Source organism: Pseudomonas sp. 3HC3, from assembly GCF_044904505.1.
Lineage (GTDB): Bacteria > Pseudomonadota > Gammaproteobacteria > Pseudomonadales > Pseudomonadaceae > Aquipseudomonas > Aquipseudomonas putida_Y.
On sequence record NZ_JADDRH010000001.1, the window covers coordinates 754,809 to 774,529 of the forward strand.

23 protein-coding genes and 1 pseudogene are annotated in these 19,721 nt (G+C 59.0%); 15 read left to right on the forward strand and 9 right to left on the reverse strand.

The window, feature by feature from the left end:
* The first annotated feature begins 13 nt into the window (after positions 1–13).
* Positions 14–928, forward strand: coding sequence for a LysR family transcriptional regulator (locus INQ47_RS03670; protein WP_404701229.1), 915 nt, complete (start codon positions 14–16; stop codon positions 926–928).
* A gap of 183 nt (positions 929–1,111) precedes the next feature.
* Complete coding sequence (locus INQ47_RS03675) at positions 1,112–2,299, forward strand: MFS transporter (protein ID WP_404701118.1); 1,188 nt, start codon at positions 1,112–1,114, stop codon at positions 2,297–2,299.
* A gap of 132 nt (positions 2,300–2,431) precedes the next feature.
* Here the strand turns inward: INQ47_RS03675 and INQ47_RS03680 are convergent, their stop codons facing one another.
* On the reverse strand, positions 2,432–3,373 hold the full coding sequence (locus INQ47_RS03680; protein WP_404701119.1) for a LysR substrate-binding domain-containing protein: 942 nt from the start codon (positions 3,371–3,373) through the stop codon (positions 2,432–2,434).
* A 236-nt stretch (positions 3,374–3,609) separates the two neighbouring features.
* Here INQ47_RS03680 and INQ47_RS03685 point away from each other — a divergent pair, with 236 nt between their 5' ends.
* Positions 3,610–5,358 carry an OPT family oligopeptide transporter gene (locus tag INQ47_RS03685; protein WP_404701120.1) on the forward strand — a complete coding sequence of 583 codons (1,749 nt, stop codon included), beginning with the start codon at positions 3,610–3,612 and terminating at the stop codon, positions 5,356–5,358.
* 198 nt (positions 5,359–5,556) lie between these two features.
* On the opposite strand, the gene INQ47_RS03690 is transcribed toward INQ47_RS03685, so the two are convergent.
* Positions 5,557–6,177 (reverse strand): TetR/AcrR family transcriptional regulator, encoded by a 621-nt coding sequence (locus INQ47_RS03690; protein WP_404701121.1) that lies wholly within the window; start codon positions 6,175–6,177, stop codon positions 5,557–5,559.
* Positions 6,178–6,270: 93 nt separating this feature from the next.
* Here INQ47_RS03690 and INQ47_RS03695 point away from each other — a divergent pair, with 93 nt between their 5' ends.
* A complete protein-coding gene (locus INQ47_RS03695) occupies positions 6,271–6,867 on the forward strand; it encodes an NAD(P)H-dependent oxidoreductase (protein WP_404701122.1) in 597 nt (198 codons plus the stop codon).
* A gap of 71 nt (positions 6,868–6,938) precedes the next feature.
* On the opposite strand, the gene INQ47_RS03700 is transcribed toward INQ47_RS03695, so the two are convergent.
* Complete coding sequence (locus tag INQ47_RS03700; RefSeq protein WP_404701123.1) at positions 6,939–7,763, reverse strand: AraC family transcriptional regulator; 825 nt, start codon at positions 7,761–7,763, stop codon at positions 6,939–6,941.
* A gap of 129 nt (positions 7,764–7,892) precedes the next feature.
* On the opposite strand from INQ47_RS03700, the gene INQ47_RS03705 reads away from it, so the two are divergent.
* Positions 7,893–8,411, forward strand: a complete 519-nt coding sequence (locus INQ47_RS03705; protein ID WP_252460878.1) for a carboxymuconolactone decarboxylase family protein — start codon at positions 7,893–7,895, stop codon at positions 8,409–8,411.
* A gap of 13 nt (positions 8,412–8,424) precedes the next feature.
* Complete coding sequence (grxC, locus tag INQ47_RS03710; protein WP_021782929.1) at positions 8,425–8,679, forward strand: glutaredoxin 3; 255 nt, start codon at positions 8,425–8,427, stop codon at positions 8,677–8,679.
* Between the two features lie 116 nt (positions 8,680–8,795).
* On the opposite strand, the gene INQ47_RS03715 is transcribed toward grxC, so the two are convergent.
* Positions 8,796–9,122, reverse strand: a complete 327-nt coding sequence (locus tag INQ47_RS03715) for a putative quinol monooxygenase (RefSeq protein ID WP_252460877.1) — start codon at positions 9,120–9,122, stop codon at positions 8,796–8,798.
* A gap of 83 nt (positions 9,123–9,205) precedes the next feature.
* Here INQ47_RS03715 and INQ47_RS03720 point away from each other — a divergent pair, with 83 nt between their 5' ends.
* Entirely contained in the window at positions 9,206–9,415 is a 210-nt protein-coding gene (locus INQ47_RS03720) for a hypothetical protein (protein ID WP_404701234.1), read from the forward strand.
* Here the strand turns inward: INQ47_RS03720 and INQ47_RS03725 are convergent.
* Positions 9,405–9,653, reverse strand: a pseudogene (locus INQ47_RS03725) (alcohol dehydrogenase catalytic domain-containing protein); the annotation flags it as partial. The gene INQ47_RS03720 and the pseudogene INQ47_RS03725 overlap by 11 nt on opposite strands.
* Before the next feature lie 105 nt (positions 9,654–9,758).
* Here INQ47_RS03725 and INQ47_RS03730 point away from each other — a divergent pair.
* From INQ47_RS03730 to INQ47_RS03740, 3 genes are all read left to right on the forward strand, one after another.
* Positions 9,759–10,649 (forward strand): LysR substrate-binding domain-containing protein, encoded by an 891-nt coding sequence (locus INQ47_RS03730; RefSeq protein WP_404701124.1) that lies wholly within the window; start codon positions 9,759–9,761, stop codon positions 10,647–10,649.
* Between the two features lie 125 nt (positions 10,650–10,774).
* Positions 10,775–11,341: a TetR/AcrR family transcriptional regulator gene (locus INQ47_RS03735; RefSeq protein ID WP_404701125.1), complete on the forward strand. Its 567-nt coding sequence runs from the start codon at positions 10,775–10,777 to the stop codon at positions 11,339–11,341.
* Positions 11,342–11,394: 53 nt separating this feature from the next.
* Positions 11,395–11,871 carry a nuclear transport factor 2 family protein gene (locus tag INQ47_RS03740; protein ID WP_252460873.1) on the forward strand — a complete coding sequence of 159 codons (477 nt, stop codon included), beginning with the start codon at positions 11,395–11,397 and terminating at the stop codon, positions 11,869–11,871.
* Between the two features lie 200 nt (positions 11,872–12,071).
* Here the strand turns inward: INQ47_RS03740 and cynR are convergent, their stop codons facing one another.
* Complete coding sequence (gene cynR / locus INQ47_RS03745; RefSeq protein ID WP_252460872.1) at positions 12,072–12,959, reverse strand: transcriptional regulator CynR; 888 nt, start codon at positions 12,957–12,959, stop codon at positions 12,072–12,074.
* Positions 12,960–13,069: 110 nt separating this feature from the next.
* On the opposite strand from cynR, the gene INQ47_RS03750 reads away from it, so the two are divergent.
* Together INQ47_RS03750 and cynS are read left to right on the forward strand one after the other, a co-directional pair.
* Positions 13,070–13,729 (forward strand): carbonic anhydrase, encoded by a 660-nt coding sequence (locus INQ47_RS03750; protein ID WP_252460871.1) that lies wholly within the window; start codon positions 13,070–13,072, stop codon positions 13,727–13,729.
* A gap of 38 nt (positions 13,730–13,767) precedes the next feature.
* Positions 13,768–14,238, forward strand: a complete 471-nt coding sequence (gene cynS, locus INQ47_RS03755; protein WP_252460869.1) for a cyanase — start codon at positions 13,768–13,770, stop codon at positions 14,236–14,238.
* Positions 14,239–14,308: 70 nt separating this feature from the next.
* Here cynS and INQ47_RS03760 read toward each other — a convergent pair whose 3' ends face one another.
* The gene (locus INQ47_RS03760; protein WP_404701126.1) at positions 14,309–15,175 is read right to left on the reverse strand and encodes a DMT family transporter; all 867 of its coding nucleotides are present in this window, start codon (positions 15,173–15,175) and stop codon (positions 14,309–14,311) included.
* 121 nt (positions 15,176–15,296) lie between these two features.
* Between INQ47_RS03760 and INQ47_RS03765 the strand changes: the two genes are divergently transcribed.
* A complete protein-coding gene (locus INQ47_RS03765; RefSeq protein ID WP_339534504.1) occupies positions 15,297–16,679 on the forward strand; it encodes a PLP-dependent aminotransferase family protein in 1,383 nt (460 codons plus the stop codon).
* A gap of 19 nt (positions 16,680–16,698) precedes the next feature.
* Here the strand turns inward: INQ47_RS03765 and INQ47_RS03770 are convergent, their stop codons facing one another.
* The gene (locus INQ47_RS03770; RefSeq protein ID WP_404701127.1) at positions 16,699–18,033 is read right to left on the reverse strand and encodes an ATP-binding protein; all 1,335 of its coding nucleotides are present in this window, start codon (positions 18,031–18,033) and stop codon (positions 16,699–16,701) included.
* Entirely contained in the window at positions 18,030–18,689 is a 660-nt protein-coding gene (locus tag INQ47_RS03775; protein ID WP_021782917.1) for a response regulator transcription factor, read from the reverse strand. The genes INQ47_RS03770 and INQ47_RS03775 overlap by 4 nt, the downstream gene beginning before the upstream one ends.
* A gap of 132 nt (positions 18,690–18,821) precedes the next feature.
* Here INQ47_RS03775 and INQ47_RS03780 point away from each other — a divergent pair, with 132 nt between their 5' ends.
* Together INQ47_RS03780 and INQ47_RS03785 are read left to right on the forward strand one after the other, a co-directional pair.
* Positions 18,822–19,145, forward strand: a complete 324-nt coding sequence (locus tag INQ47_RS03780; RefSeq protein WP_101196008.1) for a PepSY domain-containing protein — start codon at positions 18,822–18,824, stop codon at positions 19,143–19,145.
* A 91-nt stretch (positions 19,146–19,236) separates the two neighbouring features.
* A complete protein-coding gene (locus tag INQ47_RS03785; RefSeq protein ID WP_404701128.1) occupies positions 19,237–19,707 on the forward strand; it encodes a DUF2271 domain-containing protein in 471 nt (156 codons plus the stop codon).
* Positions 19,708–19,721: the final 14 nt, after the last annotated feature.

Genomic DNA, 19,721 nt, shown 5'->3' on the forward strand with positions numbered 1-19,721 from the left:
GAGAATCGCAATGATGGCTACCCAGGAGGCCCTGCCCGAACCCAAGCTGCTGCAGCTGTTCGACGTGCTGTACCAATGCCGCAGTGTGACCCGCGCCGCCGAACAGCTAGGGCAGAGCCAGCCGACCATCAGCATCTGGCTGGCGCGTCTGCGCGAGCAATTGAACGACCCGCTGTTCGTGCGCACGCCGGGTGGCATGGCCCCTACCCCGCGCGCCGATCAGCTGATAGGGCCGTGCCACGAGGTGCTGGAATCGCTGCGCCGGCTGACCGCCTGGGAGCCGCAGTTCATCGCCGCCACGGCGCAGCGGCGTTTTCGCCTGTGTGTCAGCGATGCCAGCCATATCACCTTGCTGCCAAGCATCCTCAACCATCTGCGCAGCCATGCGCCGGGCATCCGCCTGGAGGCAGCGCGGATCGACGGCAATACCGAGAGCGCGCTGGAATCGGGTGAAGCGGACTTGGCCATCGGCTTCGTGCCCTGGCTGGGAGGGGGGATGTACCAGCAGGTGCTGTTCGAGCAGGACTGGGTGTGCCTGAGCAATCCGCAGCATCCGCGCCTGGGCAATGGCATGAGCCTGGAGCGATATCGGGCCGAGGGGCATGTGCAGATCAGTTTCGGCACCGGGCAGAAGCTGCTGGAAGCGGGATTGGCGCGGGCCGGGATCGAACGGCGGATCATGCTGGAGCTGCCAGCGTTTCTCGGGTTAGGGATGATAATCGGGACTACCGATCTGCTAGGCACCTTGCCGCGGCATATCGGGCAGACACTGGCCGATATGCATGGGCTACAGGTCCATGACTGCCCGTTCGAAGTGGAGGGGTTCACGGTCAAACAGCATTGGCATGCCCGATATCATCAGGACAATGGAAATCGATGGTTGAGGGACGTCGTGCGCGGATTGTTTCAGCAAGCAAGCCAAGCATGATCCAGTTTCGACTTGGAAGGCTGCAACCTGGAGAGCCAGTGGGGAAGCACACATGTACTCCGCTCAATTGACATCAGGCCCCTTCATTGATGAAAAATTGTCCTCAGAGAGAGGAAAAACCGCCAAAGATAGGCAAATAAATAATCAATAGACTGGCGGGCATTTCCACCGGGGCATCCGCATATGTCTGCATATGAATCCTTTTCTCAAGCTGCTACTCCCACGAAGGGCGTTGGGCTGAGCATCTCAATCCTGGCCCTCTCGGCCTTTCTCATCGTAACGACCGAGTTTCTGATCGTGGGCTTGCTGCCTGCGCTTGCCCGAGATCTTGATATTTCAATTTCTGTAGCAGGGCAATTGGTTACCCTTTTTGCCTTCACCGTCATGATCTTCGGCCCGCCCCTGACCGCTGCGCTTTCTCACCTTGATCGAAAGAAATTGTTCATCTCGATCGTGCTGATCTTCGCCATAGCGAACGCCCTGGCGGCAGTGTCCGACAGCTTCTGGCTCCTCTCTGTAGCCCGCGTAGTGCCTGCTTTAGCACTACCAGTTTTCTGGGGAACTGCCAGTGAAACTGCTGGGCAACTTGTAAGCCCACAGCAATCTGGCCAAGCCATCTCGAAGGTCTACTTGGGTATTTCGGCGGCAATGCTGCTCGGTATTCCGTTGGGCACCATTGTGTCGAATGCGATTGGCTGGAGAGGCGCGTTTTGGTTATTGGCAGGTTTGTCGCTGATCATGGCGCTAGCGATGTGGGTGTGCATGCCCACTGTCGCGCGTACCGAGAAAGTGGATTTTTTGAAGCAAGCACGGATCTTTAAAGAATCCTATTTCCTTTCGAATGTGCTCCTCTCGATTGTGGTGTTTACGGCTATGTTCACCGCTTATACCTACCTAGCCGATGTCCTTGAAAGAGTCGCAGGCGTGGCTCCGGAGCATGTCGGATGGTGGCTGATGGCATTTGGCGCAATCGGCCTGATCGGAAACTGGGTCGGTGGAAAGGCCGTCGACAAATCTCCAATCAAAGCAACTGCGCGCTTCCTGATAGTGCTGGCGATTGGCATGGCCGCGATTGTTCCACTCGCACATGCAGGCATGATTTTCTGCGTTGCTCTCGGCCTCTGGGGTATTGCCAATACCGCGCTTTATCCGGTAAGCCAGGTGCGAGTCATGAATTCGGTTTCCCACTCTCAAGCACTGGCGGGCACAACCAACGTATCGGCAGCAAACGCAGGTATCGGCATCGGCGCCATTGTTGGAGGGATGACGATTGCAAGCCTCGGCGTTGAATACCTAGGCTACATGGCATCTGGTGTGGCAGTGATTGCCTTGGCGCTGATACCTATCGTTCGCAAGCTTGCCCCAAAATAATCAGCACACAGCGGTCTTCTGCACCGCCTAGGCTGTTTTCAACGCAGCATGAACAAGTATCAAGGCTTTTCGTACAGAGCCCAGGCGTCTGAACGGAGCAGAATCGTGCATGATTACTGCTCCGTCAGGCGTTCAGCCTAAAAGCGGCTCAGTCGGTTGTGCGCCGTGCGGTGTTAGCCTGGGGAGCAGATAGTCCAGTAGCACGCGAACTTTTGGTTGCCCTTCCCGGCTTTTCAACCAGACCAGGTTCATCGGTAAGCCATCGGTGGCTAGATCTGGCAGCACCTCTACGAGCGTCCCTTGGTCAATGTGACGCTGAGTTAGCCACGTCGGTAATTGACCTATACCGTGTCCGGCAAGCACCGCTGCTACTTCGCCTTCGCCATCCCCAACCGCAATGCGGGTGTAGACCGTTCGACGCTCCATTTCGCCCGGCTGACGCCCTCTAAAAAACCATGGGCTGACGAATCCGTCGCTTTGCCCGTATCCAACACAATGATGGTGGTCGAGATCACGCTCGTATTGCGGTGTGCCATGTCGCTCCAGGTACTCCGGGGACGCGCAGAAGATCAACCGCTGGGCCCCGAGATACTGATGGCCAAGATTCGCTGGCCAGGCATCAGAGCCTCCAATCCGCACGACGATATCGATGCCCTCGTACACAGGGTCAATGAACCGATCAGTGAAAGAAATGTGGGGTTGCAGCATGGGGTGAAGACGGACAAAGTCCATGATCAAGGGGAGAACGTGTAGCCGCCCATAGGAGGCAGGAAGATCGATCCGTACCCTGCCATGCGGCTCATTACCCTCGGCTGTAATCGCATGCTCGACTTCTTCGAGATCTGTCAAAACTGATGTGCACGTCCTGTAGAAGACGATACCGGCTTCGGTAAGAGCCAGCGTCCGAGTCGTGCGGTTGAACAGACGAGTTCCGAGGCGATTCTCCAAACGTGCCACGCTTTTGCTTACGGCCGAGCTTGTGAGACTCAGTCGTTCGGCAGCAGCGGTGAAGCTACCGAAATCAGCTACAGCGACAAAGACATCAATACCTTTCAGTCGCTCAGACGAGTACATCGCAGTCTCCATTATTGAATAGCATTCCAGACACTTCGAAAATAATTGCCCTGATAAGACCAGAATTCTCCAACAGGCTAAATCACAAGCGACATTTAGTTAAGACATCAGGTAAAGCCGCACACGCGTAAGGCTGCTGCAGCCTTCAGGCTCGTCTTTGGCGACAGCAGTGAACCTTCGTGGCTGTCAGGGCTCAGTTGTCCAGAGCGCGTTTGCGACATCGACAAAGGATTGCCATGGGATATGCCTCCTCCACCGCCCTCCCCCAGGTTCGCATCGAACGTGAATTGAGCCTGCGGGCGGTGCTCACCGGCACGGTGCTGGGCATCTTGCTCACGCCCTCGAATGTGTACGCAGGGCTGAAGATCGGCTGGTCATTCAACATGTCGATCATCGCCTTGCTGATCGGTTTCGCCCTGTGGCAGGGCCTGGCAGGGCGCCGCAACAACCGCTCCGCGTGGACGTTGCACGAAAGCAACATCAACCAGACCGTGGCGTCAGCCGCCGCCTCCATCATCTCCGGCGGGCTGGTCGCGCCGATCCCCGCCTATACCCTGCTCACCGGACACCAACTGGACCCGCTGCCGATGATGGCCTGGGTGTTCTCGGTGAGCTTCCTGGGCATCTGGATCGCCTGGTACCTGCGCCCCGCCCTGCTCAACGATCATGGCCTGAAGTTTCCCGAAGGCATGGCGACCTTGGAAACGCTGCAGCAGATCTACAACCATGGGCGCGAAGCCATGGCGCGGATCAAGGTGCTATGCAGCGCCGCGCTGCTTTCAGGGCTGGTCAAATGGGTAGACGGGTTCGTCTGGGCGATACCACGCTGGGCGCCCACGCCGGCGCTCGAGCGCCTGACCTTCACGGTCGACCCTTCGCTGATGCTTATTGGCTTCGGCAGCATCATCGGCATTCGCGTGGGCGTGACGTTGCTGATCGGCGCCGCGCTGGCCTGGGGCGGACTGGCGCCGTGGTTGATCGAACAGGCCCTGGTGGTGCTCGCTCCGAACGCCAGCGGCCCGCAGTTCGCCGCACTGGTGGAATGGCTGTTGTGGCCTGGCGTGAGCCTGATGGTCTGCGCGACGCTGACTTCATTGTTGGTTCGCCTGTTCCAAGTGCCCCGGCGATCGCCCGCGAAACAACGGACGCCGCGCGCCAGGACGCGTTTTAGCCCATGGCCAGCGTCGGGGCTGCTGCTGTCCATGGCGCTGATCATTACCCTGCAGGTGGTGTTGTTCGGCATCGACTGGTGGATGGCGCTGCTGAGCATTCCGTTGGCTGTGTGCCTTGCCGTGGTCGCGGCGCGCGTGGTCGGTGCCACTGGCATCGCACCGATTGGCGCCATCGGCAAACTGTCGCAGCTCAGCTTCGGCCTGATCGCCCCCGGCCAGGTGGCGATCAACCTGATGAGCGCCAACACAGCGGGTGGCGCGGCCGGGCAATCCACCGACCTGATGAACGACTTCAAGGTTGGCCTGGCGATCGGCGCTACGCCGCACAAACAGCTGATTGCTCAGTGCGTCGGTATTTTCATCGGTAGTGTGGTCGGCGTGCTGGTGTATCGAGTGCTGATTCCCGATCCGCAGGCCTTGTTGCTCACCGAGCAGTGGCCGGCACCGGCCGCGGCGACCTGGAAAGCGGTCGCGCAGACGCTGACCCAGGGGCTGGGGGCGCTGTCGCTGGAGTCGCGCTGGGCGATTGCGACAGGGAGTGCTGTTGGCGTACTGCTGGGGGCACTGGACAGCCTGTTGCCGCAACGGGCAGCCCGCTGGCTGCCGAGTACGGCGGCGCTGGGGCTGGCGTTCATCCTGCCTGCATCGATCAGCCTGATGATGGGGTTTGGTGCCGTGGTGACCTGGCTGGTCAGTTGCCGGTGGCCGAGGGTGACGGAGCGGTTTGCGATTACCGCGGCGGCGGGGTTGATTGCCGGTGAGAGCATCATGGGGGTGGCGGCATCGTTCTGGGAGATGCTTCGGGGGTTGTAGATACTGCCTATCACCCCTCGCCCAGCCCGGGCTGGGCTGGTGGGAGCTGGCCTCGCCGGCGAATCGGGGTCGGCTACGGCCAATTGCACCGGTAGCTTTCGCCCCTTTCCAGGCGGTCGGTGCAACATTGGATAGTGGCTATCTGGCGTTCCGACTCATTTGCCGTTCAGCTCACCGCCCTCCTCGACACTCTGCGTGCTACCGCGCGCTTCTGTCGACCATTGCGATGATCGTTTCGAACAGTTCCTCCCGCGCCTGCTCGGGTGTGATTTCTCCGGCGGCGGCGGCATGGGACAGGGCCTCGGCCGCACCAAGCATCGCCCGAAGACTCGCGGGGGCGATAGCCCCCCCTCTGGTGAAGGGAGAGAGAGCCGACCGGCACTTGCTCATGAAGATCGCTTCGTATTCGCGCTTGATCTTTTCGAGCTCCGGTGAACTGGCCAACGCCGCGATCACGCCGGGTATCTCGTTGCCCTGGAGAAGCACGCAGTCGACGTAAGACGATGCGATGACCGTCGCCGTACCCGGCAAGGTGGCTTCGCTCGTCTGAAGCGCGGCATCCATGAGTGCGGTCTGGCGTGCATCGAACTCCTGATAGAGCGCTGCCAGCAACCCGGGTCGCGTGCTGAAATGGTCATAAACCACGGGTTTTGTCACACCCGCTTGCTCGGCCAGCCGTCCAAGCGTCAAGGCTTCCGTGCCTTCCTCCCTGACTAGCCGCCAGGCGACGTCCAGCAACTGGCGGCATCTCTCTTCCCTTGACATGCGCCGACGCGGCTGCGGACTGGAACCCTGCTCTCTTGTCTCGATGCTTGACATGGCTATATACCAAAAGTAACTTACTAAGCGTAACTTACCAAGAGTATATAAGGTTCGCCCTCTCGCCCTCAATCAGTAGCAGGTGTTTTCGACATGCACGCACTCATCGTTGTCGCTCATCACGATCCCCAGTCCCTCACCCATAGCCTTGCTGCGCAAGTCGCCGAAGGCTTATCCCTGGCCGATCCCGGCAACTCCTTCGAAATCGCAGACCTATCAGCGCAAGCGTTCGATCCGCGGTTCACTGCGGCTGATCTCGCTGTCCATCACAGGGAGGCACCGCCCCCCGCCGATGTTGCCGCCGAGCAGGCGCGGATCGATCGTGCCGATGCCCTTGTGCTGGTCTATCCCGTCTACTGGTGGTCGATGCCAGCGCTTCTCAAGGGTTGGATCGATCGCGTGTTCGCCAATGGCTGGGCCTTCGATTTCAGTTCGGATGCCAAGCTGGTGAAGAAGCTTCGCCACCTGCGGGTTCATCTTGTCGGCGTCGGCGGCGCGGACGGCGGAACCTATGAGCGGCACGGCTATGCCGATGCCATGAAGACGCAGATTGATCATGGGATCTTCAATTATTGCGGCGCATCTGTCGTCACGTCCGAGCTCCTGCTCGAATCGGAAACGCAAGATCCGACCGATCATTTGGACACTGCACGAGCCCTCGGTCGCGAACTTTTCACTGCGTCCAAGTGACGCCCGGTCTGCCCTTCCTGCGCCTCGGCCACCTCGCTCATTGCCTCGCGCGCAAATCTGTCGAGCAGGCGTTATACCGCATCCTGCTGCAGCCATTGCGTCGGGCTTGCGCCCACCTTGCGGCGAAAGGTTCGGGCCAGCGCAGAAGGGCTTTCGTAGCCGACCTCATCGGCGATCAGGGCAATGGGGCGCCCTTCGCGAAGGCGTTTCTGCGTCAGGCTGATGCGCCAGTTCGCCAGGTAGTCCGCGGGCGTGATGCCCACGATCTCGCGAAAGTGCGCGGCAAAGCTTGCCCGCGACATGCCCGAAAGATTCGCCAGTTCCGCCACGGACCAATTGCGCTGCGGCTCATCGTGGATCCCCACAAGCGCGCGGGACAGCTGAATGTTAGCCAACCCGGCCATCATTCCCGAGGCGATGCTGCGGTTGGCGATGAGGTGGCGAAGCAGTTGAATGATCATCAGCTCGAACAGGCGATTGAGAATGACATCTCGACCACACTCGTCTCCAAAGGCTTCTTCGAACAGCCAGTGAAGGGTGCTATCAAGACCTTGCAATTCGCCGAGGGGCTTGATGATGAAGTCCGGCAAAGCCAGGGTCAGCGGGTTGTTGGCGCCGCCATCGAAATGCAGGGTGGCGCACACCAATTCCGCCTCATCGGCTTCGGTGGCCAGCAAGTGGTGCTCCTGCGGGCGCACCGCCAGAATCAAGCTGGGTTCGGTCAACTCGATCAGCTGGCCACGCTTGCCCCTGAAGGCCAGACGCCCCGAGCGCAGCAGGTGGGCGTGGCCGACACTGTGCTGCCCATACAGGTGGGTTGTTCCACAGAACCCACCCTGGTGAAACGTGGACGCGTGCAGGTTGAAGTGCTTGAGCAAAGTCGATAGTCGGTCCATAGCCCGCTCAGGTTTAGACGATCTGTTGCATACCTTCGACGATCTGAAGCCGAAAGGAAAGTCTGCCTCCCTAGTATGGACTCCAGGCTTGATAGACAAGCCGTTTAATCAACCTAGTGGAGAACTACCATGACTCGCATCGCTACTCTCTCGCTGGACCAGGCCCCTACTGGCTCGCGCGCAGCCCTCGAAGGCATTCAAAAAGGTCTCGGCTTCATTCCCAATGCATTCAAGACCCTGGCTCACTCTCCGGTCGCACTCAACGGTTACCTGGGCCTCGCCCAAGCCTTGGGTAAAGGCTCACTGAGCGCCGTCGAGCGTGAAGTCGTTGCCCTCGCCACCTCGCAAATCAACGGTTGCGACTACTGCCTGGCGGCACACACCTTCTTTGGCGGCAAGGCTGGGCTGAGCGATGAGGCCGTCAGGCAAGCCCGAGCCGGCACACTCAGCGCGGTTGCCGCGCTGGCGCAGCAGATCACCGCGAGTCGCGGCCAGTTGAGTGACGAGCAGATCGCTGCTGCGCGTGAGGCGGGCCTTACGGATAGCAAGATCGTGGAGGTAGTGGCGCAGGTCACGCTGTTGACCCTGACCAACTACCTGAACAACATCGCCGCTACCGATATCGACTTTCCGCCATCGGCAAGCTAGGAGGGTAACCACCATGAGCCACGTGACTATCTACACCACCCAGCACTGCCCTTACTGCGTGAGCGCCAAGCGACTGCTGTCGAGCAAGGGCATTACCCCTGACGAAATCGACGTTGAACAGTCACCCCGGCACTTGGCGGAAATGATGCAGCGATCCCAACGCCGAACCGTCCCACAGATATTTGTTGGCAAGGTGCATGTCGGCGGCTTCGATGACTTGGCGAGCCTGGATCGCAAGGGCCAGCTCGAAGCATTGCTTAGCGCTTGAAGTGTAAAGACAAGTCGTGGACGCCGAGCCTGACCCTGTTTGCCCTCCGCTCTTGCGTGTGCCTACGTGCCGATGCTGCTGGCAGTAACACCACAGTGGCCAAGGCCTGGCCTGCCTCAGGGACAGGGCGCAACGGCAGATGACACCGGGTCAAGGAAGATCAGTTGCAAGGGCTCCGCCAACAACTGTTCGGCCTGCTCGGCAAACCGCTGGAAGTGAGCGGTGGTCAGGTGCGCGTCCAGGGCCTGCTGGTGGTCGAACGCCTCGCGCATGTAGAACGTCCCGGGCTCGTCGCTGCGTTCGAACAGCATGTAGTCGCGGTTGCCGGGCTCCGCCCGAGTCGGTTCGATCAAGGCCAGCAAGGCCGCTTTCAGCTTTGCTCCCTGGTCTGGCTTGGCCTTGAGGATGGCGAGGGAAACGAGGGGGTAATCTTGTCGGTTCATATCAAGCTCCTGGTCAGTTGCAAGGCGCAGGCGCGGTACTGCCTGCTTCAAGGTGTGCATGCGTTTTCACCGGGCGTGCCGCCGTGAGTATGCGCAGCGCAGAAAAACACGGTTCGTTTAACCCTGCTTGTTCCTGGTGGGCCGGATCGGCCGGTCCGCCGTTGTATGTCATACGGGTTTCAGAAGCCTTCCAGGACGATCTTGCCGCGCGCCTTGCCACTCTCGACCAGCTCATGGGCACGGCGCATGTTGGCGGCATTGATGAGGCTGGCGACTCTGATATCCGGGCTTGAACAGGGTCACCTGGGACCCGACCTCGCGGACGATTCCGGCCGCGTCCCAGCCGAGTATTTTCGGCTCTCCCGTGAAAGTTTCGGCGCGTACCATAGTGTCGACAGGGTTAACCGACACGGCTTTGACCTCGACCAGAAGGTCCCTGGTCCCAGGGCTGGGTTTGGGCATAAAGATGTCTTGAAGAGACGCAGGGTCTTCGATAGGCATGCCTTTGTGGATGTAACTGATCGCTCTCATAGGCACTCACTGCTGAATGTGGTTTGATTTGGCATTGAGTCTGGCGTGCCAGGCGGCCGGAAAAAACGGGCCCTGCCCGTCAACACTTTCACTGCAGGAGTGATAATGATCCGTCTCGACGACCTGGGCATCTTCGTTCGCAGTGCCGCGCTGGGCAGCTTTACCGCGGCGGCCCACGAGGCCGAGCTGCTGCCCGGCCAGGCAGCCGAGGCAGTCAAGCGCCTGGAGCGTGAACTGGATGTGCGATTGTTTGCCCGCACCACACGCAGCTTGCGCCTGACAGCCGAGGGCGAGCAGTACCTGCCCTCGGCCCTTGTCGCCCTGGAAGCCCTCAGGCACGGGCGCGACAACCTGCGTCAGGAAAGCGCCCAGCTCAGCGGAACCTTGCAGGTGGCCGCGCCCTCCGATCTGGGACGCAACGTGCTGTTGCCCTGGCTCACGGCGTTTCGCCGAGAGCATCCACAGTTGAACCTGCGCTTGTTTCTCTCCGACCAGATCGCCGATCTTTTTCGCGATCCAGTAGATATCGCCATCCGCTATGGCCTTAACGCCGACGCCAACTATATAGCCCTGCCACTGGCGCCCTGGAACCGCAAGGTACTGGTGGCCTCGCCCGAGTACCTGGCGCAGCAAGGCACCGTGCAAGCCCCTGAAGACCTGCTCGAACACCAGTGCTTGCTGTACATGCAGCAGGGCCGGGTCTACGACAAATGGCAACTGGGAACGCAGACCGTCCAGGTGCGTGGCGCCCTGCTCTGCGATGACGCCGATATCGCCCGGCGCTGGGCCGTGGCCGGCGAAGGAATAACCTACAAGTCCTGGCTGGATGTGAGCGACGATGTACTGGCAGGAAGGCTTGTCGTGCTATTGCAGGATCACCCCGGGCCGGCCATGCCGCTGAGTCTGGTGTGCCCACACCGCAAGCAGTTGTCGCCTGCGGCGAGGCACCTTCACGCCTGGCTGTCCAGCCGCTTCGCCGAACTGGAGCGCGACTGATCAACGGGAAGCCAGCCCCCCTGATCGAAAGCATGGCGGCGCCCCGCTTGCGCGCAATCGAATAATTTCAAGAGATGCTTGACCAGGGAGAACGGTCGTTCTACTCTGGCTACATGGATAAGCCAATGACCGATACACGCGAAAAAATCCTGGCGACTGCCGAGAAGCTTATTTACGAAAACGGGATTCATGCCACGGGCATGGACCTCCTGGTAAAGACCTCGGGCGTAGCACGTAAAAGTATTTATCGCTATTTTGCGAATAAAGACGACGTAGCCGCAGCGGCACTCAATGCACGCGATATACGCTGGATGAAATGGTTTAGAAGTGAATGCGAAAAAGCGCAGACGCCAGAAGCGCGCATCCTTGGAATTTTTGATGTACTCAAAAGTTGGTTCGAGTCTGACGATTTTCGCGGATGTGCGTTCATCAACACAGCCGGAGAGGTTGGTGACGCAGACGATCCTGTTCGGCAGATCGCAAAACTGCATAAACAAAAGCTGCTGGACTACACGCTAGAGCTGACCAACGCATTACGGATTAACGATCCGGCTGGCTTGGCCAAGCAACTTTTTTTGATGATAGAGGGCACGATAACCGTGGCCCACGTCATGGGTGACTACACCGTTCTCGATAGTGCAAGAGAAATCGCAAAGATATTACTCAAGGACGTACAGCACGCAAGCGTTTGACGTTAAAGCAACACCCACTCAACTTAACCATCCAGAAGATTGGAGGCACCACCATGTCCAACGAACACACTCGTCCGCCACTTCCTCCTTTCACTCGCGAATCGGCGATTGAAAAAGTCCGACTCGCCGAGGATGGTTGGAATACTCGCGAACCCGAAAAGATTGCACTGGCCTATACGCCGAACACCCAATGGCGTAACCGTACCGAGTTTGCAAACAATCGTGAAGAAGCTCAGGACTTCCTCACTCGCAAGTGGAAGAAAGAGCTGGACTACCGCTTGATCAAAGAGCTCTGGGCCTTCACCGACAACCGCATCGCCGTCCGTTACGCCTACGAGTGGCACGACGATTCGGGCAACTGGTTCCGCTCCTACGGCAACGAAAACTGGGAGTTTGAAGCCGATGGCTTGATGCACCGCCGTTTCGCCTGCATCAACGACATGCCCATCAAGGAAAGCGAGCGCAAGTTCCACTGGCCACTGGGTCGCCGGCCGGATGATCACCCAGGCCTGACTGAACTGGGCCTGTAGGTCCTGCTAAACCTGATTCTTTTACATAGAGGGTCGGGTTTTTTTGTTTGCCAGAAGCCCATCGTGCTCAGGCCGTCCTCAACCGCGACCTCAGTCCTGACCGCGCCGAGCGGCGGTATCAGTTCCAGCACGAAGATCCATGGTCTCGACGATCACCGGGTTAATCATAGTGGTGGAGATCGCGTTGTAGGTACGCGGCCTCACGCCTCAAGATCGCTGGATACTTCTTTAGCCAGCTCAATGAACACGCGCACGGCTGCGCTCAAAAAGGCCTCTTTTCGCCGCATGAGTACGGCCGTTCGCTGCAAGCGTTCTGGCTCCAGCGTGATGGCCACCAGATCGTCATGGGCCAAGGCAATTTTGGCAGGCAATAAAGTCGACAGCGTCGTCCGGCGAATGATTTCAATCACTGCGCCAAGGGCATTGACCTCCATCTGCACTTGCGGGCGAATGTCGTGTTTGCGGAAGTAGCGGTCAATTTGTTCGCGAGTGGCAAACTCTGGGCTGAGCAGAACCATAGACTCAGCACTCAGCGCCTGCGATGCAATGGACCGCTCCTCGGCCAGGCGGTGTCTGCGGCTCACCACTAAAGCGAGGGTTTCGCTCAGTAAGGAAACGGCCTCGATGTCCGGTGAGTTTATTTCATCAAACGCAATACCTACGTCCAGTTCTCCCGCCAAAAGCAGCTCCTCGATGCGCTCCTGAGAGATCTCTTTCAGGTTGAGGGTGATGTTTGGATACCGGAAGTGAAACGCCTCGATCAGCGGCCCCACCAGATAGGTCGTGAATGTCGGTGTGACGGCTACGCGCAATGAGCCGCGGCTGAGGTCGCTCACGTCATGGATGGCACTCTTACCTTCCCGCAGTTCCTGCTGAGCACGGCGCGCATAGTGAAGATAGACGTCTCCGGCATCCGTCAAACGGGTTGTGCGGCCTGAGCGGTCGAACAACTGGGCGCCAAGACTTTCTTCCAACTGCCTTACCTGCTGGGAAAGGGCTGGCTGAGATACGTGCAGCGCCGCTGCAGCCTTGGTGAAACTGAGGTGCTCCGCCACCGCAAGAAAGTACTGGATATGTCGAGCGAGCATGGCCTTACTCATAAGATTATCTGATTGCATGCATAATAAATGAGACTTTTACCTTATGTCATGCGGTGCTTAATCTTTGTCTCACACCCAGCGACATCGAGACAGCCACCATGAAAGCGATCATCGACGGTTTTCTGAAATTTCAGCAAAACGCCTTCCCGGAGCGGGTCAAACTGTTCAAGGACCTGGCCACCCAACAAAGCCCAAAGGCACTGTTCATCTCTTGCTCGGACAGCCGGCTGGTGCCTGAACTGGTTACCCAGCGCGAGCCAGGCGATCTGTTTGTAATCCGCAACGCCGGCAACATCGTGCCTTCCTATGGCCCGGAACCGGGCGGCGTTTCGGCTTCGGTCGAATACGCGGTGGCCGGCCTCAACGTCGCAGACATCGTGATCTGCGGCCACTCGGACTGCGGCGCGATGACCGCCATTGCCACCTGCAAGTGCCTGGATCACATGCCCGCCGTGGCCGGCTGGTTGCGGTACGCCGACTCGGCCAAGGTGGTCAACGAAGCCCGTCAGCACCCGGACAAGCCGAGCAAAGTCGCTGCCATGGTGCGCGAAAACGTCATCGCGCAGTTGGCCAACATCCAGACCCACCCATCCGTGCGTCTGGCGCTCGAAGAAGGCCGCGTGACCCTGCATGGCTGGATTTATGACATCGAGACCGGATGCATCGACGCCTTTGATGGCAGTACCGGGACCTTCGTGTCTCTCGCAGCAAACCCGGAAGTCCACGCCGTTTCCCAGCAAGCCAGGCACGTTGCCTGAAACCTTACCTGTACCTTTGCCTACCCAGGAGATTCACCATGATCCAGACTCAAGCTACCCGCACTGCTCGCCAGGAACTGACCGAAACCATCATTTTGGCCAAGGCCCGCAAAGACCTCTCCTTCGCCGAAATCGTTGAAGGCACCGGCCTGTCCGAAGCTTTCGTTACAGCAGCGCTGCTCGGCCAGCATCCGCTGCCTGAAAGCGCCGCGAAGGTCGTAGGCGAGAAACTCGGCCTCGATGCTGATCAAGTCGCGCTGCTGCAATCGATGCCTATCCGCGGCAGCTTCTTCGACGGCGTGCCGAGCGACCCGACCATCTACCGTTTCTACGAAATGATGTCGGTATACGGCACCACCCTCAAAGCGCTGGTGCACGAGAAGTTCGGCGACGGCATCATCAGCGCCATCAACTTCAAGCTGGACATCAAGAAAGTCGAAGACCCAGACGGTGGCCACCGCGCAGTGATCACCCTGGACGGCAAGTACCTGCCTACCAAGCCTTTCTGATGCAATTCAGCCCGGCGTCAGACGGCGCCGGGCTACATCCAACCTTGTTTGACAGGGCATGACGCTGTGCTTAGGCATATTTCTTAGCCCCGTAAACGCAGATGACAGCACCCAGCGTCACGAGCAGCATCGTCCAGCTGACATGCTCGTGCAGAAGCAACGCTGCCAGCCCAAGCCCCATGAACGGCTGAAAGAGTTGCAGTTGGCCCACAGCCGCAATCCCCCCCTGGACGAGCCCTCGGTACCAGAACACAAACCCGATCAGCATGCTGAACAGTGAAACGTAGCCAAAGCTGAGCCACGCAGGGGCACTTACCCTGGCAAAGTCATCAGGGGCTGGAAGATTGACCACCGTCAGCAGCAGCATGAACGGTAACGCTACCAGCAATGCCCAGCTGATCACCTGCCATCCCCCCAATGTCCGCGACAGACGCGCGCCTTCGGCATAACCTAACCCACAGACCGCAACCGCAGCCAACATCAGCAGATCGCCCACCGCCGATGCCTCACCTCCGTTCATCAAGGCATAGCCAGCGACCAACCCGGCACCTGTCAACGAGAACAGCCAGAACAATGGCCGAGGTCGTTCACCGCCCCGCAGAACGGCAAAGCCTGCGGTCCACAATGGCAGGAGCCCGACAAAGACAATGGAGTGAGCAGAGCTGATGTGCTGAAGGGCAAATGCTGTCAGTAGCGGGAAACCGATAACAACGCCGAGCGCTGTTACAGCCAAGGGCGACAAGTACTCACGTTTGGGTCGAGGCTGGCGTAGCACGATCAGAAAAAGCGCGCCCAGCATGGCGGCAATGGTTGCTCGCGCACAGGTGAGGAACGTCGGTTCGAAGTCGGCCACTGCCACTCGGGTTGCCGGCAACGAACCCGCAAAGATGGCGACGCCTATGAAGCCGTTGATCCACCCGCTTGCTGATTTTTCCATCGGTAAGTCCTCGATAAGCCAAGGCTCAGTACATCACCGACAGGCTCACCCAGGCCATGTACAATCCAATACACTTAAACCAAACTGTTATGCATATAACTCCAGCACAGTTGAGGGTGCGATGAAACGGGACGGAACGCGAATTCGAACAGTCATGGGTGAAATCCAGTCGCGGATCGCCTCTCGAACCTACACACCAGGCGCGAGAATTCCCTCGGTCCGCGCTATGGCGCAGACCATGCAAGTGTCGGTTTCTACGGTTCTTGAGGCCTATGAAAGGTTGATGGCAGAGGGTGTACTCAATTCTCGCCCTGGCTCCGGCTTTTACGTAGCCGGACCAGTGGCGCCCTTGGTACTCACCGAACTCGGCCCCAGGCTTGATCGTGAAGTGGACCCGCTGTGGATCTCCCGCCAGTCGCTTGAAACCGCTAGCGATGCGTTGAAACCGGGGTGCGGGTGGCTACCTCCTTCCTGGATGTTCGAAGCGGGCTTGCGGAAAGCGCTTCGAACCGTTGCCCGTTCTGACACGCTGAAACTGACTGAGTACGCCTCACCGCTTGGGCATCTGCCACTCAGGCAATTCTTGTCACGAAGGCTGACAGGCATCGGGATCGAAGCCCCTCTTGAGCAGATCATGCTCACGGAGTCCGGCACCCACGCCATCGACCTGATCTGCCGTTTTCTGCTGGAACCGGGGGACACCGTGCTGGTCGACGATCCCTGCTATTTCAATTTTCACGCACTGCTCAAAGCACACAGGGTCAACATCGTAGGCGTACCCTATACGGCAACGGGCCCGGACATCGATGCTTTTGGCGCTGCCCTGCTAGCGCATGCTCCCCGGTTGTACATAACAAATGCAGGCATCCATAACCCAACCGGCGCCACCCTGTCTCCGGTCACGGCGCACAGGCTGCTGAAGCTGGCCGACAACTCCAGCCTGGTGATTGTAGAGGACGACATCTTCGGGGATTTCGAGAATGCACCAGCGCCACGGCTGTCTGCCTTCGATGGTCTCTCTCGTGTCATCCAGATAGGCAGTTTTTCCAAAACCATCTCCGCGTCGATTCGATGCGGCTACATCGCGGCTCGCAGTGACTGGATCCAGAGCCTGGTCGATCTCAAGATTGCGACTACATTCGGGGGTGGCCGCCTGGCCGCGGACATCATCCATCTGGCGATTACCGATAGCGGGTACCGCAAACACATGGAAAGCGTTCGCCTCAGGCTGGCCGAGGCCATGGAGAGAACGGTAGCGAAACTAAGGGCCGTTGGTATCAAGCCCTGGATAACGCCCCAGTCAGGCATGTATGTCTGGTGCCAACTCCCTCAAGGCACGGATGCAGCCACGCTGGCCCGGGCTTGCTTGAATGAAGGTGTAGTGCTGGCGCCCGGAAATGCGTTTAGCCAGTCCATGACTGCGGGTGATTTCATCCGTTTCAACGTTGCCCAATCGGCTGATGCCAGGATTTACGAAGTGTTGAAACGAGTGCTGAGCGCCTGATAGCGAGCCTCATGGACTTTCATGATGGGGCAAGCGGTAACCAGATGCAGACTTCAAACCCATCCTGTCGACCTGTTGCCGGGGAGACCAATTTCATTCGCGCGTTTACTCCCTGCACGATGGTTTTGGCAATCGCCAAGCCCAGCCCCGAACCACTGATCTCACTGTGACCGCGCACAAAACGCTCGGTCAGGTGCTCTAATACAGACTGCGGCACCGCCGGGCCGCTATTGACTACCCGCAACTGTGCCTGCTCGGTGAGGCTGACTTCGACCGGTTGGTCCATTGCACCATACTTCAGCGCATTCTCAATCAGGTTGCGCAGCAGGATGCCAAAGGCGTCCGGGTCAATGATCGAATACACGCTGGTCTGGCTTGGCAACTGCAACTCAATGCGCTGCCCGCTGCGTTGGTTCCACTCGTCCACGCCATGGGCAAGCAACGGGATCAGGTCTTGTGGCGTTTCGGACAACAGCCCGCCGCCCTCGGCTTTGGCCAACTGCATGAGCTTTTCTGAAAGCCTTGAAAGCTCGTGCAACGCGTGCTCGATCTTCTGCGCACGCACCCGCAGCGGCCCCTCCGGCGCTTCGTGGTGTAACCGCTGGATCTGCGCCAGGGTCGAGGCCAATGGTGTGCGTAGTTCGTGGGCGCTGTTGGCGGTAAAGCTGCGCTCGGCCTCAAGGGCATTGCGTAAGCGCTCCAGCAGGTGATTGACCGCCTCAGCCAACGGATCGATTTCTGCAGGCAGGTGCTCCACCTTGATCGGAGACAGGTCACCCACACCGCGCGCTTCAATGGCACGACGGTAAGCCAGCACGCTGCGCAGGCTGAAACGCACCAATAACCAGGTGCCCACCAGGCTGACAGGAATCAACACCATGAGGGGCAACAACAACGCAAACAAGGCCTCCCGCGCGGCTTCACGACGATGACCAAGCGGTTCGGCCACCTCGATGAACAGCGTCTGACGCAATGCGCTAGCGCCATACAATCGGTACTTTTCAGAAGTGGAGAAGCCTTCAGTCGGTTGTCGGTTGAAAATCTGCGGGTTGGCGTCGTGAGATTGCATCAGAATCTTGCCCTTGGCATCGCGCACCAGGTAAGTCAGGTATTCCTTGTGCATCTTCAGTGTCGCGACGTGTTGGGCTGTGCTGGATTCTTCCCGGTTGCTGATTTCCAGCACGGCCAAGGGCAGAATGCGTTGTGCAGTTTCTTCCAACGCGCTATCGAACGCTTCGTTCAACTCATGCCGCACCACTAGCCAGGCACCCACTGTCGCCACCAGCCAGAGTAAAGTCATACCAAGCGTCAGCCCTAGACCGAGACGTATTTGCAGGCTCGAAGAAGGCTTCATGCGGACATTAACCGGTAACCCATGCCTCGCACGGTTTCAATCAGCTCGCGTCCGAGTTTTTTACGCAGACGGCTGATGTATACCTCGATGGTATTGCTCTCGATTTCGGCGCCAAAAGCATACAGCCGCTCTTCGAGCTGCGACTTGGAAAGTAGCGCGCCGGGGCGTTGCACAAACGCCTCGAACAGCGCCCACTCCCGCGCCGTGAGGTCCACCGTGGCACTGCCCCGTTGCACCGTGCGGGCACTCATGTCGACCTGCAAATCACCGAGTTTGATCTGTGGATTGGGATTGCCACTATAACGCCGCCCCACCGCTGCCACGCGGGCCGAGAGTTCAAACAGGTCGAACGGTTTGACCAGGTAGTCATCGGCACCGGCGTTGAGGCCGGCGATACGATCGGAAATCTGATCCTGGGCGGTCAGGATAATCACCGGGGTCACGTCTCCTGCCGAGCGTTGTTGACGCAGAAAATCCAACCCGCGCCCGTCCGGGAGCATCAGGTCCAGCAAGATCAAGTCGTAAGGCGTGCTGCGGACGCTGTTGCGCGCGTGGTCCAAGCGCTGTACCCAATCGACGGCGTGGCCATCATCGGCAATCTGCTCGCGCACCGCTTCACCCAGGCCTGGAGCGTCCTCGACCAGTAGAACCCGCATCTGACACCTCCTGTGATGGTTGTCTTGCAGCACCTTAATCGCCTTGCCTGACGTGAATCTGAAAATTCAGCTGGCTGTCAGGAAGGCCCTTTAGGTTATGCCACAGACGCCGCCCTCGACAGGAGACAAGTCATGAAATCAGGTTTTATTGCCAATGCCACGCTGATGGGCTTGCTGCTCAGCGGTTACGCCCTGGCCGGTGACGACTGCAGCGACCCGGTAAGCGACTGGCAACCTCGTGAAACCCTGCGTCAGCAGGTAGAGCGGCAATACGGCTGGCGCGTGCAGCGCATCAAGGTCGACGATGGCTGTTACGAACTCAAGGGCCAGGACCGCAAAGGCAATGACATCGAAGCCAGCTACTCCCCGGCATCGCTGCACCTGAGGACACTCGAGGTCCATTTCCGCAATGACGGCGATGCCAGGGACTATCTCGGCAGCCCGCTCGCCGAATGACAACTCACCTGTCTATGAATTTTCCTGCCGTTCAGGTTGCTGTCAGCCGGCAGGTCCAGGCTCTCGACCTAACGATCAAGAGGACACGCTCATGAAAAAGACCATCGCAGCAACCTGCCTCATCGGCGCCATTACCCTGCCGGCGCTGGCCCAGGCCCGTGAAGTGACCTTGACCACGCAGCTCAAGGACTACAGCGGCAATGATGCCTACCTGGCGATCTACGTCACCGACGCCAATGGCCAGTACCAGAAAACCCTCTGGGTGGCCGGCAAGAAGGCCAAATATTACAAGCACCTGGCCGACTGGGCCCGTGGCAGCGGGATGAAACCGAGCGAGTTCGACGGGGTCAGCGGCGCCAGCGTCGGCAGTGGGCGCACGCTGAAAGTCAGCGTAGAACTGGCGGACACCCTGATTGATGCCGGGTATCAGATCCGCATCGACAGCGCCGTCGAGGACAAACGCGACGCCCGCGGCGATGTCAGCGTGCCGCTGACATCCAAGGGTGCAGGCAAGCCCGCGACGGGCAGTACCTACGTCGACGCCTTTACTTACGATCTGTAGCACCCGCCACCTCC

Excerpts from the sequence above, each read along its gene's own strand:
- INQ47_RS03670 (WP_404701229.1), top strand. The coding sequence starts at position 14 with ATGGCTACCCAGGAGGCCCTGCCCGAACCCAAGCTGCTGCAGCTGTTC.
- INQ47_RS03675 (WP_404701118.1), top strand. The coding sequence starts at position 1,112 with ATGTCTGCATATGAATCCTTTTCTCAAGCTGCTACTCCCACGAAGGGC.
- INQ47_RS03680 (WP_404701119.1), bottom strand. The coding sequence starts at position 3,373 with ATGTACTCGTCTGAGCGACTGAAAGGTATTGATGTCTTTGTCGCTGTA.
- INQ47_RS03685 (WP_404701120.1), top strand. The coding sequence starts at position 3,610 with ATGGGATATGCCTCCTCCACCGCCCTCCCCCAGGTTCGCATCGAACGT.
- INQ47_RS03690 (WP_404701121.1), bottom strand. The coding sequence starts at position 6,177 with ATGTCAAGCATCGAGACAAGAGAGCAGGGTTCCAGTCCGCAGCCGCGT.
- INQ47_RS03695 (WP_404701122.1), top strand. The coding sequence starts at position 6,271 with ATGCACGCACTCATCGTTGTCGCTCATCACGATCCCCAGTCCCTCACC.
- INQ47_RS03700 (WP_404701123.1), bottom strand. The coding sequence starts at position 7,763 with ATGGACCGACTATCGACTTTGCTCAAGCACTTCAACCTGCACGCGTCC.
- INQ47_RS03705 (WP_252460878.1), top strand. The coding sequence starts at position 7,893 with ATGACTCGCATCGCTACTCTCTCGCTGGACCAGGCCCCTACTGGCTCG.
- grxC (WP_021782929.1), top strand. The coding sequence starts at position 8,425 with ATGAGCCACGTGACTATCTACACCACCCAGCACTGCCCTTACTGCGTG.
- INQ47_RS03715 (WP_252460877.1), bottom strand. The coding sequence starts at position 9,122 with ATGAACCGACAAGATTACCCCCTCGTTTCCCTCGCCATCCTCAAGGCC.
- INQ47_RS03730 (WP_404701124.1), top strand. The coding sequence starts at position 9,759 with ATGATCCGTCTCGACGACCTGGGCATCTTCGTTCGCAGTGCCGCGCTG.
- INQ47_RS03735 (WP_404701125.1), top strand. The coding sequence starts at position 10,775 with ATGACCGATACACGCGAAAAAATCCTGGCGACTGCCGAGAAGCTTATT.
- INQ47_RS03740 (WP_252460873.1), top strand. The coding sequence starts at position 11,395 with ATGTCCAACGAACACACTCGTCCGCCACTTCCTCCTTTCACTCGCGAA.
- cynR (WP_252460872.1), bottom strand. The coding sequence starts at position 12,959 with ATGCTCGCTCGACATATCCAGTACTTTCTTGCGGTGGCGGAGCACCTC.
- INQ47_RS03750 (WP_252460871.1), top strand. The coding sequence starts at position 13,070 with ATGAAAGCGATCATCGACGGTTTTCTGAAATTTCAGCAAAACGCCTTC.
- cynS (WP_252460869.1), top strand. The coding sequence starts at position 13,768 with ATGATCCAGACTCAAGCTACCCGCACTGCTCGCCAGGAACTGACCGAA.
- INQ47_RS03760 (WP_404701126.1), bottom strand. The coding sequence starts at position 15,175 with ATGGAAAAATCAGCAAGCGGGTGGATCAACGGCTTCATAGGCGTCGCC.
- INQ47_RS03765 (WP_339534504.1), top strand. The coding sequence starts at position 15,297 with ATGAAACGGGACGGAACGCGAATTCGAACAGTCATGGGTGAAATCCAG.
- INQ47_RS03770 (WP_404701127.1), bottom strand. The coding sequence starts at position 18,033 with ATGAAGCCTTCTTCGAGCCTGCAAATACGTCTCGGTCTAGGGCTGACG.
- INQ47_RS03775 (WP_021782917.1), bottom strand. The coding sequence starts at position 18,689 with ATGCGGGTTCTACTGGTCGAGGACGCTCCAGGCCTGGGTGAAGCGGTG.
- INQ47_RS03780 (WP_101196008.1), top strand. The coding sequence starts at position 18,822 with ATGAAATCAGGTTTTATTGCCAATGCCACGCTGATGGGCTTGCTGCTC.
- INQ47_RS03785 (WP_404701128.1), top strand. The coding sequence starts at position 19,237 with ATGAAAAAGACCATCGCAGCAACCTGCCTCATCGGCGCCATTACCCTG.